This window comes from Myxococcus sp. RHSTA-1-4 (genome assembly GCF_020037125.1).
Classification (GTDB): domain Bacteria; phylum Myxococcota; class Myxococcia; order Myxococcales; family Myxococcaceae; genus Myxococcus.
On sequence record NZ_JAIQDG010000023.1, the window covers coordinates 136,721 to 149,795 of the forward strand.

Consider the following 13,075-nt stretch of genomic DNA (forward strand, 5'->3'; position numbering starts at 1 on the left):
AGCGCCCGTGGGCCTCTCTCTCCCAGCCCGGCAACGGACGTGAATCACGCGTCGGCCTCGTCTCCCGGTCTGTGAGACATGCCTCCCTGGCGTGGTGGGCCTTTCAGGGCCTGACACCCTCGCGGGGCGGCACATGCGTTGCTCGATGCGCCACGCGGGAGCGATGGCCGCTCCCAGTTGAGGCCTTCGGGCATGACACGAGGGGGGCGTCTGATGCTTCAGTGGAAAGCGGGTGTCGTGGCGGCGGTGATGGCGGGGATGGTGGGCTTCGGCTGCGGCGGTGAGGCGCCGATGGAGGAGGCGGCCGGTCCGAGTCCGACCGAGCGCTACCTCACCCAGCTCGAGGACGACGAGCACGACAACCAGTGCGGCAAGAAGATCTGCTTCGACGCCATCGAGCGCGACAAGAACATCACCCATATCTTCCTCGACTTCGGAAAGTGCCCGGTCAAGGACTTCACCGTGAAGCTCTTCACGGAGTCGCGGGGCTGGGAGGACGTGACGGACCGGCTCAAGTCGAAGGGTGGGCCATGCAAGGAGTTGGAGGCGGACTACCGCTTCGAGGTGCCGGGCCCCGACAAGGAGGCCAAGGTGTGCATCATCTTCCATGACTACGTGACGGACGACGTGCGCATCGGCGCGAAGTCCGCGGACGAGTGCCGGTACGAGGACGGTGACGACTTCAGCGCCTTCGAGCGGAACGGCGACTGCCGCAAGTGCAGGAAGGAGTAGGGCGGCCGACGCGCCGTGAGACTCCGGGCCCCTTCTCCACGCGGGAAGGGGCCTGGAGCGCAAATGTCGGACACCTGCCTGGAGGGTTGGCAAGGAAGTGGGCCCGACCCCCGGGGCGCCGTTATGGTCACCCTCGTCGGGACCCGCCCCGAGGAGCCATGAACTTCGTCTTCATCTCCCCCCACTTCCCGCCCCAGTTCTTCCACTTCGTCACCGCCCTGCGCGAGCGCGGCGTCACGGTGCTGGGCATTGGCGACGCACCCTACGACTCGCTGCGCTCCGAGCTGCGCGAGTCGCTGCGCGAGTACTTCTTCGTCCCCAGCCTCCATGACGAGGAGGCGCTCCTTCGCGCCGCCGGCTACCTCACGTGGAAGCACGGCCGCATCCACCGCATCGACTCGCTCAACGAGTCCTGGCTGGAGGTGGAGGCCCGCCTGCGTGAGGACTTCCACGTCCCCGGCCTCCAGCCCGCGGACATCCACCGCCTGCGCAGCAAGTCCGGCATGGCCGAGGTCTTCCGCGCGGCCGGCGTGCCCCACCCGGACCTCATCCGCGTGCGCGACGCCACGCAGGTGAAGGCCTTCGCCGCGAAGGTGGGCTACCCGCTCGTGCTCAAGCCCGACGTGGGCGTGGGCGCCGCCCATACCTTCAAGGTGTCCAGCGACGCGGAGGTGGACGCCGCCCTGTCGCATCCCTTCCCCACGTCCTACGTGGCCCAGCCCTACGTGCGCGGCACCATCGTCACCTACGACGGCCTCGTGGACCGGCACGGCGCCATCGTCTTCAACCTCAGCCACCAGTACAGCGACGGCGGCATGGAGACGGTGCTGGAGAAGAGGGACATCTCCTTCTGGAGCCTCCAGGCGATTCCCCCCGGGTTGGACGTGCTGGGCCGCGAGGTGGTGGCCGCCTGCGGCCTGCGCGAGCGCTGGTTCCACCTGGAGTTCTTCCGCCTGCCCGACGGGCGCTTCATCGTGCTGGAGGTCAACCTCCGCCCGCCCGGCGGCTTCATCACCGACATGATGAACTACACGTGCGACATCGACGTGTACCGGCTGTGGGCGCGCATGGTGACGGGGGACCCGGTGGCGGACTTCCGGTACACGCCGCGCTACCACGTGTGTCACAGCGCGCGGCGCAAGAGCCGCCACTACAAACACACGCACAAGCAGGTTGTCGACAAGCTGGGAGGCTCGCTGCTCATGTACAAGGGCGAGCTGCCGGCCGTGTACCACAGCCTCATGGGCGAGGAGATGTACCTCACCCGGCACGCGGACCTGGACGCCATGCACGAGGCGGTGCGCTTCATCCAGGCCACCGCCTGACGCGTTTCAGCGCTCCGTCCAGGTGAGCAGGTACGTGGAGCTCGGGACGGACGCGTCCACGTGGATTCTCGTCACGCCGGGTGACTCGGCGCCGCCCACGCGCAGCATGGCCTCGAAGAGGGCCTCCGCGTAGCCGGGGGCGTCCAGCGCGGAGTTCATCCGCATCTCGTAGGTGGTGGGGCCGCGCTCGAGGAGCTCCGCCTCCGTGTAGTTGTCGGTGGCGCGCAGCGTCTGCGGCAGCCGCTGCACCAGCCGGCGCGGGCCGAGCAGCCGCATGACGCCATACACCGCGCGGCCGATGACGGTGCGCCCATAGCCCTGCACGTGCGCCTCGGCCAGCAGGCGGAATCCCTCCTCGCGGGGGAGGTCCGGGTACGTCTCCTCGACGACGATGTTGAGGCAGTGCGCCCACAGCGGCACCGGGTAGGCCGGCAGCAGGGGCCGGTCCAAATCGACGCCCACCTGCTTGAGCCGTTGCTTGAGCCGCGGGGACACCTGGCCGTGGAGCCCGTGCTGGAGCAGCCCCTCCACCACCTGTACGTAGACGAGCCGCTGCTCGACGGGGACCGGCTTGCGGGGAGTCACCAGGCGCGCCTCACCCCAGCAGCCAGCGCATGGCGTGGGGGAGCCGGCGTTGCCAGTCCCGCTCGTGGTGTTCGCCCCCGGGCTCCAGCACCAGCGCCAGCTCGTGGTCCGCGTAGCCCAGGTGCTTGAGGTGCTCGTAGAAGGCGCGCGTGGCCTCTCCGTAGTTGAGCGGCACGCCGTCCCCGTGGATGAACTCGCGCTCGCCGGCGTCCAGGTAGATGCGCGTCCAGCGCCGGCTGTGGGCGGCCCACTCCTGGAACAGGCGCCCCGCGCTCCACATGACGGTGGGGGACAGCGCGCCGATGCGGCCGAACACGTCCGGGTAGCGGCAGCCGAGGTAGAGGGACATCAGCCCGCCCAGCGACGAGCCCATGGCGCCCGTCCACTCGGGCTCCGGGCGGGTGCGCCAGGTGCGGTCCACCCGCGGCTTGAGGTGCTCCACCAGGAAGCGGCCGTAGGCCTCGCCCCGGGCCTTCGTCTGGTTTCGCGGCTCGTCCCAGGGTGAGTACTCCTGCAGCCGCCCCGCGCCCGAGTCGATGGCGACGATGAGCCACGGCTCCAGCCGGCCCTCGCCCACACCCTGCTCCAGCGCGAGGTTGGCGCACCATGTCTCGAAGCGGGCCGACTCCGGGTGGGCGAAGACGTTCTGCCCGTCATGCATGTAGAGGACGGGGAAGCGGTGGTGCGGCATCGCGTCGTACGCGTCCGGCGTGTAGACGCGGACGGTGCGGGCGAAGCCCTCCTGCGGGGAGGGGAAGTCTCGGACGATGTGGACGTGACCCATGAGGCGCGGTGACAGCATACATGGATGGGACGACGTCTTCGGTCCACGGCCCCCGGGTGGTTTCCGGGTACACATCGCGAAAGGGAGGGACTGTGATTAGCTGGTGGGTGGCCTGGGGGGCTGGCCCCGGGTCTGCACAGGGCTTCGACTGAACCGAGGGCCGTGGGGCCCCCCTGCCATACTTCGAGGGAGCGGCAGGTTGAAGCGCTGGAGTCTCGCGGATGGAACTGGAGCGCATGCAACTGGCGGCGTTGCTGATGACCACCGAGTCCGACCTGCGTCAGGCGCAGGCGGAGCTGGATGGCAGTGAGGAGTCCCGTCTCCGCCACGCCGCCGCGCAGGCCCGGGCCGTGGCCGCCTGGTCGGTCACCGAGGAACTGCTGATGGTGGACCCCCGGGCCGTGTGGGCGTGAGCCGCGGCGCGTCCGGAAGTTGGACGCCCGGTCCGGGCTTCGGACGCCGTGAAGCTGGGGTGTTGCTGTAGGGAAGAGTGGTCCCGGATGTGCAGAGGGTGCGCGGCGTGCGTCGCGTCCTCTCGCTGTCATTGATTGGGTTGCTGGGCTGCTGGTGGTGCCGGGCGCTGCCCGCACATGCCGCGCCGTATGAAGTGGAGCCAGAGGCGGGAGAGGAATTGGACCTCCTCGCGCTGGTGGAAGAGGGCGCCATCTCCGGTGAGACGCTCGCGGCGCTGCTGGCGCTGCGGCGGACGGGGGTGGATTCACGGCTCGCGACGCGGGCGACGCTGTATGGACTGCCCGGGCTGACGTACGCGGATGTGGATGGGGTGCTGCGGCTTCGCGCGGAGGGGGGCGCCTCTGGAGATGGGGCCTCGAGTGATGTGGCCGAGGCGCTCACGGAGGAGGAGGCGCGGAGGCTCGCGCCGTTCCTCGCGGAGCGCGAGCCGGGGCGGTTGTCGGGTGATGCGCGGTTGTTGATGGCATTCGCCGCGTCGGATTCGTTGCTGCCTCCCATGGCCTTGCAGGTCCGCGCGGCGGGGCTCGCGGGGCTGCGGGCGGGAGTGCTCGTGTCACTCGCGCGCCGGAGGTTGGGGGCGCTGAGGCGGGATGCTCGAACACGGGCGCTCGTCGTGGACGCGCCCGGGGCGGCGTTGGTGCTGCCCAAGTTCTACGCGCAGTGGACGGGCGAGCGTGTCTCCGTGCTGGCGGGCACGTACCGGCTGGGCTTCGGGCAGCGGCTGACGCTGGACACCACCGCCCTGCCCGCGCCGGATGGCTTCCTTCCGGATGATGGCGTGCGCCCACCGGGTGGATTGGAGCGGGAGTGTCTCCTGGGGGGAGACGGCTGCGAGGCCGAGGAGCGGCTCTCCGACGTCACTCCGGACTTCGGATGGGACGAAGGCTTCCGGGGCCTCGCGGGCACCGTGCGCGGGCCCGTGGGCCGTGGCGCGGAGTTGTCGCTCACGGGCTTCGGCTCGTATCAGCTCCGCTCGCTGCCCCGGCACGCGGTGCTGGACTCCGCCGCGTGCGTCCGTGCACGCGGCGGCTGCAAGGCTCCGGACGTGCGCGTGCCCCTGCCGGGCTCCCGCCTGGAGAAGCTCACCGCGCGCACGCTGCCAGGGGTCTTCAACGAGTGGGCCGGCGGAGGCAACGCGACGCTGTCCACGTCATCGCGCGCGCACCTCGGGGTGACGGGCTGGGCGGCTCGGCCGGTGTGGGCCGTGGAGGGGGCCCGGCTCGACTTCCAGCCGGGGGCCCGCTATCCGGCGGGCGGTGGCTTCGGCGCGGTGGGGCTCGACGCCGCCTGGGGACATGGCGCGGTGGACCTCTTCTTCGAGGGCACCCGCAGCTTCGACTCCGCGCCCGAGGGCGGAGGAGGTTTCGGCGCGCTCCAGCGCACCGTGCTCTCCGGCGAGAGGAAGGAGCTGGAGCTGGCGCTTCGCTACTACGGCCGCGACTTCGCGAACCCATACAGCGGTGCTCCTTCCGGGCCGGATGCACTGGAGGGGCTGCGCGTGCGCAACGAGCTGGGCGCGCGGGTGCGCTACCTCCAGCGGGAGGAGCGCGCATGGCGGCTGCGCGGGCAGGTGGATGCGTGGACGCTGCCGGCCGACGGTGCGGTTCCGGGGACGGCGGGCACGGCGCACCTGCGCGCCTCCGCCCGCGCGGACTGGCTCGTGTGGCCCTTGTTCCAGCCGTCGCTCCAGGTGGAGCTGCGCGACTCGGGGCTCGGGGCGGAGGTCCCCTGTTCCGAGGACGCGGAGTCCGATTCGGGGCTGGACTGCTCCCGCGGGCGGTATGGCGTCATCGCGCGGGTCCGGTCCGAGCCCTCCGAGGAAGTATCGCTCGCCGCGCAGTACGGGCACGCGCGGGTGGATGAGCCCGAGGCCGGAGGGCCCCGGTACGACGCCCAGGCCGTGCTCGACGTGCGGCTGCGGCCGGACGAGTCCCTGCGGCTGGGCGGGCGCGTGGTGTGGAAGGACGAGGACCTCTCCGAGCGCAGCCGGCTCCGGCAGGAGCTGCGCGCCTCGGTGGACGCGCGCTGGACCGCCTTCGGCACGGTGAGTGCACGGGCGCGGTACGCGTGGGTGCTGGACTTGAAGGACGCGAGCGTGGCGCGCGTACCGCCCGACCCGCCGCGCCACCTCTTTCACCTGGAGCTGGAGACGCGCTTCTGACGCGCATGGAAAGGAGAGAGCGGAACGTGAGGGTTGCCGACATGAGGGAGTGGGGCAGGAGGGTGGGTGGGGGCGTCATGCTGGCGCTGCTCGGCGCATGGGGCTGTGGAGGGCCGTCCCTGGACGAAGGTGTGGACGCGGCGTGCGCCGGGCTGCTGCCCGGGGACCTCGTCATCACCGAGTACCTCAATGACCCCGAGGGCACGGACACGGGGCAGGAGTACGTCGAGCTGCACAACCCCACGCGCGCCCGCGTGGACCTGAATGGGCTGACGCTCTACGCCGCGCGCTCGGATGGCTCGCAGGAGCGGGCCCATGTCTTCACCCAAGCCGTTCCGTTGGCGCCAGGAAGCTATCTGGTGCTCGGAGACGTCCGGGAGGGGGCATTGCCCGCGCACGTGGACCATGCGTATGGCGAGGCGCTCGGGGCGCTGGGCAACTCCGGTGGGCTGCTGGGCGTGCGATGCGGGGAGCGCGTGGTCGACGAGGTCCACCTCACCGCGCCCGCGAAGAGCGGCGTGGCCCGGGCCTACGACGGCCGGCTCGTTCCGGACTCGGCCGGCAATGATGACCCGGCGCGCTGGTGTGACGGGACGACGGGCGTGGGGGACGCGGGGACGTTCCGTGGGAGCCCGGGGACGGCGAATGCTCCGTGTGACTCCGCCGGCCCTCCGGTGACACCCGCGGCGGACGCGGGCGTCGTGGAGACGTGTGTGCCCGTGGGGGCCCAGGCCGCGCGGCCCGTGGCGAGGCCGCGTCCGGGAGAGCTGGTCATCACCGAGGTGATGGCCAACCCGCGCGGGGACGACACGCTGGGCGAGTGGGTGGAGGTGATGGCCACCGTGCCCGTGGACCTCAATGGGGTGACGGTGGGCTCGGACTCGGCGGGGACGAGGGTGGAGGGGGCTCGGTGCATATCGCTCTCGGCCGGGGAACATGGGGTGCTGGCGCGGCGCACGGAGGCGGTGCTCAACGGCGGGCTGCCCCAGCCCGTGGCCACGTTCGGCGTGGACCTGCGCAACGCGGGCGGCGTGGTGATGGTGCGGGCGGGAGACGTCCTCATCGACGCGGCCGTGTACGGCCCGGCGGAGGAGGGCGTGGCCTCCCAGGTGTCCGCGCTCCTGGCGGACGCGAGCCGCAATGACTCACAGGAGGCCTGGTGCCGGGCCACCGACACCTATGGGACGCGAGGCAACCTGGGGACGCCGGGGCGCGCGAACCGCGCGTGCACCGGGGGCGGTGGCTCGGATGGGGGCGTCCCGGACGGAGGCGTCATGGCGGATGCCGGCGTTCCGGACGCGGGTGCGGGGGACGCGGGGACTTCCACGCCCGGTTGCATCGACCGGTCGACCGGACGGGCTCGCACGCCGAGGGTGCCGGACGCGGGCTCCCTGGTCCTCACCGAGTTCATGGCGGACCCGGTCGCGGTGGCGGACGCCACGGGAGAGTGGGTCGAGGTGCTCGCCCTGGCGGACGTGGACCTCAATGGGGTGAGCCTGTCCAGCGGGAGCGGGAGCAGCACGGTGCTCGCTTCGACGCTGTGTCTGTCCTTGAGGGCCGGGAGCCGTGCCGTCATCGCACGCAGCGCCGACGTGTCCGCGAATGGCGGACTGCCCGTGGTGCTCGGCACGTTCTCGTTCAACCTCGCGAACAGCGCGGGGAGCCACATGCTCCGGCTCTCGGTGGACGGGAGGCTCCTGGATGCCGTGACGTGGACGGCCGCGGCGGTGCCGGGCGTGGCCTCGCAGCTGGACCCGTCCCGGAGCGACCCCGCCCGCAATGACCTGGCGGGCAGCTTCTGTCCCGCGCCCACCGGGGCCCGCTATGGCCTGGGCGACCGGGGGACGCCGGGCGTGGAGAACCGTCCATGCGCGCTGTGAGCGTCATGCTGGCCTCCGCGCTCCTGGCCTGCGGCGGTGACACCCGGTCCCCGTGTGGCCCGGACACGGCCCGGGTGGTGGAGGCCATCGACGGAGACACCCTGCTCCTGGAAGGTGGCGAGCGCGTCCGCTACCTGCTCGCGGACGCGCCGGAGAGCGCGGGAGGCGCGAGGGATTGCTTCGGCCCGGAGGCCCACGCCTTCAACCGCGACCTCGTGGAGGGGCGTCAGGTGGCGCTCGCGTACGGTGAAGCCTGCGCGGACCGCTTCGGCCGGCTGCTCGCATATGTGTCCGTGGACGGGCGCGAGGTGAACACGCTCCTGGTGGAGAGGGGCCATGCCTGTGTGCTGCACGTGCCGCCCGCGGGCAGCGCGCGGCGCGCGGAGTTCGAATCACTGGAGGCCGAGGCCCGGCGCGCGAGGAGAGGAGTGTGGGGGGCCTGCGCGCCGGTCCCCTGCCTGCGTTGAGCGTCCGGGATGGCACCGCACCGGGGCAGGCGGGCACGCGTGCCCGCCCGGGATGGGGGGCGCCTTCGTGGCCGCCTCCCCTTCGAGGCATCACCCGGGCGGCACGCGGGGACGGGGAGCCCCCATGTCTCACGCGGTGTATCCAAAGGGTGACGGCCATGCCCTCTGCTCATCCACCCAGGAAGGCCATTTCAGGCGGAGGCTTCGCTGGCGGGGCGGGGCTTTGGGGCCCGGCGGGGGAGGCGCTCGCATGAGCACCTGCGCCACGCCGGCCCGTGCCCTTCCGGACCTGATGGAGGCCTGCCGTGACGACCTCATCCGGCGCTGGGAGGTGCGGGTGGGCAAGATGTTCGGGGAGAGCTCGCTCACCCGCGAGGAGCGGCTGGACCACATGCCCGAGCTGGTGGACTCGTTGGTGGACATCATCCGGGGGGGGCTCGTGGCATCCGAGCTGGAGAGGGCGCGGGCCGTCGGCGGCAGGCACGGCCGGAGCCGTTACCAGGCGGGCATGAGCCTGGACGCGGTGGTGCTCGAGCACGGCCTGCTGCGCGACACCCTCCTGGAGGTGCTCGAGGAGGCGGGCTGGGGGCCGGAGCTGGCCGAGCTGCGCGTGCTCAACCAGGCGCTCGACGCGAGCCTCGCGGACTCCGTGGTGCAGTACACCCGCGAGCAGGAGCGCGCGCTGCGAGAGACGGAGTCGACGCTGCTCGCCATCCTCGACCACGCTCCGGCCTCCATCTACGCCAAGGACTCGAAGGGCCGCTACCTCTTCATCAACCGCGCCCTGGGGCAGTCCATCGGCAGGACTCGCGACGAGGTGGTGGGCCGCACGGACGCGGAGCTGCTCCCACCCGAGCTGGCGGAGGTCTGCGCCATCAGCGACCGGCGGGTGCTCGCCGGCCGCCAGCCTCTCATCGCCGACGAGGAGGTGACGGGCGCGGATGGGCCGCACGTCTACCAGTCGCTCAAGTTCCCGCTGCCGGACACCGAGGGCCGCATCGTCGCGGTCTGCGGCATCTCCACGGACGTCACCGAGGCGAGGCGCCTCCAGCGCGAGCGGGACGAGGCGCGCGAGAAGTTGCGCCGCGTCATCACCCAGCTCCCCGTCATCCTCTGGTCCGCGGATGCGGACGGCACCATCACCCTCCTGGAGGGGGAGGGGCTGCGCGCGCTCGGGCTGGAGCGGGGGGCGCTGGTGGGCCGCTCCACCTACGAGGTGTACGCCAACCGCCCGGACCTCATCGAGGCCGCGCGCCGCGCGCGGGCCGGTGAGTCCCTGTCCCTGGAGCTGGAGCTGGGCGGCTCCTGGTTCATGGCGTACATCTCTCCGGTGTTCGGGCCCGGCGGGAAGGTGGTGAGCGTGGCGGGCGTGTCGCTGGACATCACCGAGCGCCGCCGCGCGGAGGAGGTGCTGCGCCAGTCGGAGACGCGCTACCGGCTGGCCACCCTGGCCACCAGCGACGTCATCTACGACTGGGAGATAGACACCGGCCGCATCGAGTGGAGCGAGCTGGCCGTGAGCCAGTTCCGCCTGTGCTCCGGCCACCCGCGGCTGGACATCCAGTGGTGGACCGGGTGCATCCACCCCGAGGACCGCGAGCGCGTGGCCGGTGACATGAAGGCCGTCATCGAGCGGGGCGAGGAGCGCTGGGCGGACGAGTACCGCTTCCTGCGCGGGGACGGGACGTGGGCGGTCATCTCCGACCGGGGACAGGTGGTGCGTGACGCCACGGGGCGCGCGGTGCGCATGGTGGGCGCCATGCAGGACATCACCGAGCAGCGGGAGGCGGAGCAGGAGGCCAGGCGGCGGGCGGAGTTCGAGCAGCTCCTCATCGGCATCGTCGGGCATGATTTGCGCAACCCCATCGCCGCCATCACCATGGCCACCACCACGCTGCTGCGGCGCGAGGGCCTGGACGAGCGGCAGCGCAAGGTGATGGCCCGCATCCTCTCCAGCGCCGAGCGCGCCACGCGCATGCTGCGCGACGTGCTGGACTTCACCCAGGCCCGCCTGGGCGGTGGCATCCCCATGCAGCCACAGCCGCTCGACCTGCACGAGCTGACGCGGCAGGTGGTGGACGAGGTGCAGCTCGCCTGGCCGGGGCGGCGGCTGGAGGTGGACCGCGGCGGCGACGGCCGGGGGCAGTGGGACCCGGACCGGCTGGCGCAGGTCATCACCAACCTGGTCAACAACGCCCTCAAGTACAGCCCGGAGCATTGCCCGGTGCGGGTGCGCACGCGTGGCACGCGTGACGCGGTGGTGCTGGCGGTCCACAACCAGGGGGCGGCCATTCCCCAGGAGCTGCGCGACAGGCTGTTCGAGCCGTTGAAGCGCGCCGCCCCCCAGGAGATGCGCGACGGCCGCGGCCTGGGCCTGGGCCTGTTCATCGTGAAACACATCGTGGACGCGCACGGCGGCGGGCTGCGCGTGCGCTCCACGGAGCTGGAGGGCACCACCGTCCTGGTGCGCCTGCCGCGCCAGGTGGAGGTGCGGGCCCCGGAGACGTCCGCCGGGGCGTGAATGGCCTCGCGGGCGCGGCCCCGGGCCACCACGGTGCCACCCGGGCGCGCCGGCCAGGACCCGCGGCGCCGTCCTCATGGACTCTCAGAGTGGGAGAGGGGGGGCCTTGCTCCCCGGGGGCCTGCCCGGTTAGCACGGGGGCGTGGTGGAGTACCCGTTCGGGAGGGGTTCATGAAGAAGGTTCTCATCGGCGTCGGCATTGGCTGCGGAGTCCTCATGCTGGTCGGCTTCGGCCTGCTGGTCGCCGGCGGCATGTGGGTCAAGAACAAGGTGGGCGGCTCCATCGAGGCCGCGCAGCGGATGCAGGCCCAGGAGCAGGAGCTGGTGCAGCTCAACCAGAGCCACCCGTTCCAGGCGCCCCCAGAGGGCGAGGTGCTGGAGCTGGACGCGAAGCGGATGGACACCTACCTCGCGATTCGCGAGGGGGCGATGCCGGTGTTCAAGGACTTCGAGCAGAAGTCGAAGGCCTTCGAGGAGAAGTACGGCGGTGAGGGCAACAAGGACGCCAACGTCGGCGCGGCCATGGAGGCGGCCAGCCTGATGATGGGCCTGGCGGCCGACGTGCGCGCCGCGTACATCGACAACCTGAAGAAGCACGGCATGTCTCCCGCCGAGTTCCAGACCATCACCTCCACCGTCTACGCGTCGATGATGGCGGACGGCATGGAGAAGATGCAGGGCGCCATGGCGGAGGGCCGCGAGGCCCTGGACAAGCAGCTCGAGGAGCTGGACCAGAAGCTGGAGAGCGACTCGCTCTCCGACGAGGAGCGCAAGGCGCTGGAGGAGGCCCGGACGCAGCTCCAGGCCACGGCCGACTCCCTGGGGCAGCAGCAGGAGGACGCGCCGGGCGGGCTGTCCGAGGGCGCGAAGAAGGTGGCCGCCGCCAACGTGGAGCTGCTGAAGAAGTACGAGGACCGCGTGCAGGTGATGGCCAACTCGGCCTTCGACGGCTTCATCCTGGGCGGCGCCTCCAGCAACATCAACATGGTGGGTGGCGGCACCGCGCAGGACCTGGATTAGCGTCCGGGCGCGCTCCGGGCCTCACGCCTCCACTTCGGTGTGGCGCGTGGGGCCCCTGGGGCGCTCCTCCTCCCCGAGCCGGGCGCGGGCGAGGTCCTCGCGCTTCTGGACGCGCCGGCTGGCCCACACCGACACGGTGATGAACGTGACGATGATGGCCACCGAGACGAGCGGCGGGACGTGGAGCCACGGCTCCAGCACCATCTTCAACCCGGCGAAGGCGAGCACTCCGGCCAGCCCGTAGTGGAGGTAGCGCAGCTGCCCCACGGTGCCGGCCAGCAGCAGGTACAGCGCCCGCAGGCCGAGGATGGCGAAGGCGTTGGAGCTGTAGATGACGAAGGTGTCCTGCGTCACCGAGAAGGCCGCGGGCACCGAGTCCACCGCGAAGAGGATGTCCGTCAGCTCCAGGCCCATCAGCGCCAGCAGCAGCGGCGTGGCGACGCGCCGCCCGTCCTCGAGCCGGACGAGGAACGACTTGCCGTGCAGCTTCTGCGTGACGGGCAGCCGGTGCGCCAGCCAGCGCACGGCCTTGTTCTCCACCTGCTCCGCCGGGTCCTCCTTGTACACGCGCCACGCGGTGTAGAGGAGGATGCCGCCGAAGACGTAGGCCACCCAGCTCCAGCGCTCCAGCGCCGCCGCGCCCAGGAAGATGAACAGCGCGCGGAAGACGAGCGCGCCGAAGATGCCCAGGAAGAGCACGTTGTGCTGGAAGCGGGAGGGGATGCCCAGGCTGCGGAAGATGACGAGGAAGACGAAGACGTTGTCGAGGCTGAGGCTCTTCTCGATGAAGTACGCCGCGAGGTACTCGTGCCCGGACCGGGCGCCGAAGACCCGCCAGACGAGGCCGCCGAAGAGCAGCCCCGCCGCGACCCACACGCAGCTCCAGATGACGGCCGCCTTGTGGGACTCGCCATGCCGCCCCCGGTGGGCGAGCAGGTCCACGACGAGCAGCACCAGCACCACCGCCCAGAAGACCGCCCAGACCCATGTCGGAATGTTCTGCATGGCTCTGTCCAACCTATGCATCCCTCCGTGAGGGCTGCCTCCAGGCGGCCGGGAAGAGGTGGGGAACGGTAGGGGCAACGCCGCCCTGTCACCGGGGCGGGCGTGCGGGTGTCACCGGATG

At 71.5% G+C, this 13,075-nt stretch carries 11 protein-coding genes; 8 read left to right on the plus strand and 3 right to left on the minus strand.

Going from position 1 to position 13,075, the window contains the following annotated elements; genetic code table 11:
* Positions 1-213: 213 nt before the first annotated feature.
* Positions 214-732 carry a hypothetical protein gene (locus K8638_RS28440; RefSeq protein ID WP_223757792.1) on the plus strand — a complete coding sequence of 173 codons (519 nt, stop codon included), beginning with the start codon at positions 214-216 and terminating at the stop codon, positions 730-732.
* A gap of 158 nt (positions 733-890) precedes the next feature.
* Complete coding sequence (locus tag K8638_RS28445) at positions 891-2,057, plus strand: acetyl-CoA carboxylase biotin carboxylase subunit family protein (RefSeq protein ID WP_223757793.1); 1,167 nt, start codon at positions 891-893, stop codon at positions 2,055-2,057.
* A gap of 6 nt (positions 2,058-2,063) precedes the next feature.
* On the opposite strand, the gene K8638_RS28450 is transcribed toward K8638_RS28445, so the two are convergent.
* Positions 2,064-2,642, minus strand: a complete 579-nt coding sequence (locus tag K8638_RS28450; protein ID WP_223757794.1) for a DUF2378 family protein — start codon at positions 2,640-2,642, stop codon at positions 2,064-2,066.
* A 10-nt stretch (positions 2,643-2,652) separates the two neighbouring features.
* Entirely contained in the window at positions 2,653-3,426 is a 774-nt protein-coding gene (locus tag K8638_RS28455; RefSeq protein WP_223757795.1) for an alpha/beta hydrolase, read from the minus strand.
* A 221-nt stretch (positions 3,427-3,647) separates the two neighbouring features.
* Here K8638_RS28455 and K8638_RS28460 point away from each other — a divergent pair, with 221 nt between their 5' ends.
* The 6 genes from K8638_RS28460 to K8638_RS28485 all read left to right on the plus strand — a co-directional run bounded on the left by K8638_RS28460 (position 3,648) and on the right by K8638_RS28485 (position 11,949).
* A complete protein-coding gene (locus tag K8638_RS28460) occupies positions 3,648-3,839 on the plus strand; it encodes a hypothetical protein (RefSeq protein ID WP_223757796.1) in 192 nt (63 codons plus the stop codon).
* A 107-nt stretch (positions 3,840-3,946) separates the two neighbouring features.
* On the plus strand, positions 3,947-6,061 hold the full coding sequence (locus tag K8638_RS28465) for a hypothetical protein (RefSeq protein WP_223757797.1): 2,115 nt from the start codon (positions 3,947-3,949) through the stop codon (positions 6,059-6,061).
* 41 nt (positions 6,062-6,102) lie between these two features.
* Positions 6,103-7,941: a lamin tail domain-containing protein gene (locus K8638_RS28470; RefSeq protein ID WP_223757830.1), complete on the plus strand. Its 1,839-nt coding sequence runs from the start codon at positions 6,103-6,105 to the stop codon at positions 7,939-7,941.
* The gene (locus K8638_RS28475) at positions 7,929-8,408 is read left to right on the plus strand and encodes a thermonuclease family protein (protein WP_223757798.1); all 480 of its coding nucleotides are present in this window, start codon (positions 7,929-7,931) and stop codon (positions 8,406-8,408) included. The genes K8638_RS28470 and K8638_RS28475 overlap by 13 nt, the downstream gene beginning before the upstream one ends.
* 250 nt (positions 8,409-8,658) lie before the next feature.
* The gene (locus K8638_RS28480; protein ID WP_223757799.1) at positions 8,659-10,929 is read left to right on the plus strand and encodes a PAS domain-containing sensor histidine kinase; all 2,271 of its coding nucleotides are present in this window, start codon (positions 8,659-8,661) and stop codon (positions 10,927-10,929) included.
* Between the two features lie 171 nt (positions 10,930-11,100).
* The gene (locus K8638_RS28485; protein WP_223757800.1) at positions 11,101-11,949 is read left to right on the plus strand and encodes a hypothetical protein; all 849 of its coding nucleotides are present in this window, start codon (positions 11,101-11,103) and stop codon (positions 11,947-11,949) included.
* Positions 11,950-11,970: 21 nt separating this feature from the next.
* On the opposite strand, the gene K8638_RS28490 is transcribed toward K8638_RS28485, so the two are convergent.
* A complete protein-coding gene (locus tag K8638_RS28490; RefSeq protein ID WP_223757801.1) occupies positions 11,971-12,954 on the minus strand; it encodes a TerC/Alx family metal homeostasis membrane protein in 984 nt (327 codons plus the stop codon).
* Positions 12,955-13,075: the final 121 nt, after the last annotated feature.

Coding starts and splice junctions, on each gene's coding strand:
- K8638_RS28440 (WP_223757792.1), top strand. CDS start 214: ATGCTTCAGTGGAAAGCGGGTGTCGTGGCGGCGGTGATGGCGGGGATG.
- K8638_RS28445 (WP_223757793.1), top strand. CDS start 891: ATGAACTTCGTCTTCATCTCCCCCCACTTCCCGCCCCAGTTCTTCCAC.
- K8638_RS28455 (WP_223757795.1), bottom strand. CDS start 3,426: ATGGGTCACGTCCACATCGTCCGAGACTTCCCCTCCCCGCAGGAGGGC.
- K8638_RS28460 (WP_223757796.1), top strand. CDS start 3,648: ATGGAACTGGAGCGCATGCAACTGGCGGCGTTGCTGATGACCACCGAG.
- K8638_RS28470 (WP_223757830.1), top strand. CDS start 6,103: ATGAGGGAGTGGGGCAGGAGGGTGGGTGGGGGCGTCATGCTGGCGCTG.
- K8638_RS28475 (WP_223757798.1), top strand. CDS start 7,929: ATGCGCGCTGTGAGCGTCATGCTGGCCTCCGCGCTCCTGGCCTGCGGC.
- K8638_RS28480 (WP_223757799.1), top strand. CDS start 8,659: ATGAGCACCTGCGCCACGCCGGCCCGTGCCCTTCCGGACCTGATGGAG.
- K8638_RS28485 (WP_223757800.1), top strand. CDS start 11,101: ATGAAGAAGGTTCTCATCGGCGTCGGCATTGGCTGCGGAGTCCTCATG.
- K8638_RS28490 (WP_223757801.1), bottom strand. CDS start 12,954: ATGCAGAACATTCCGACATGGGTCTGGGCGGTCTTCTGGGCGGTGGTG.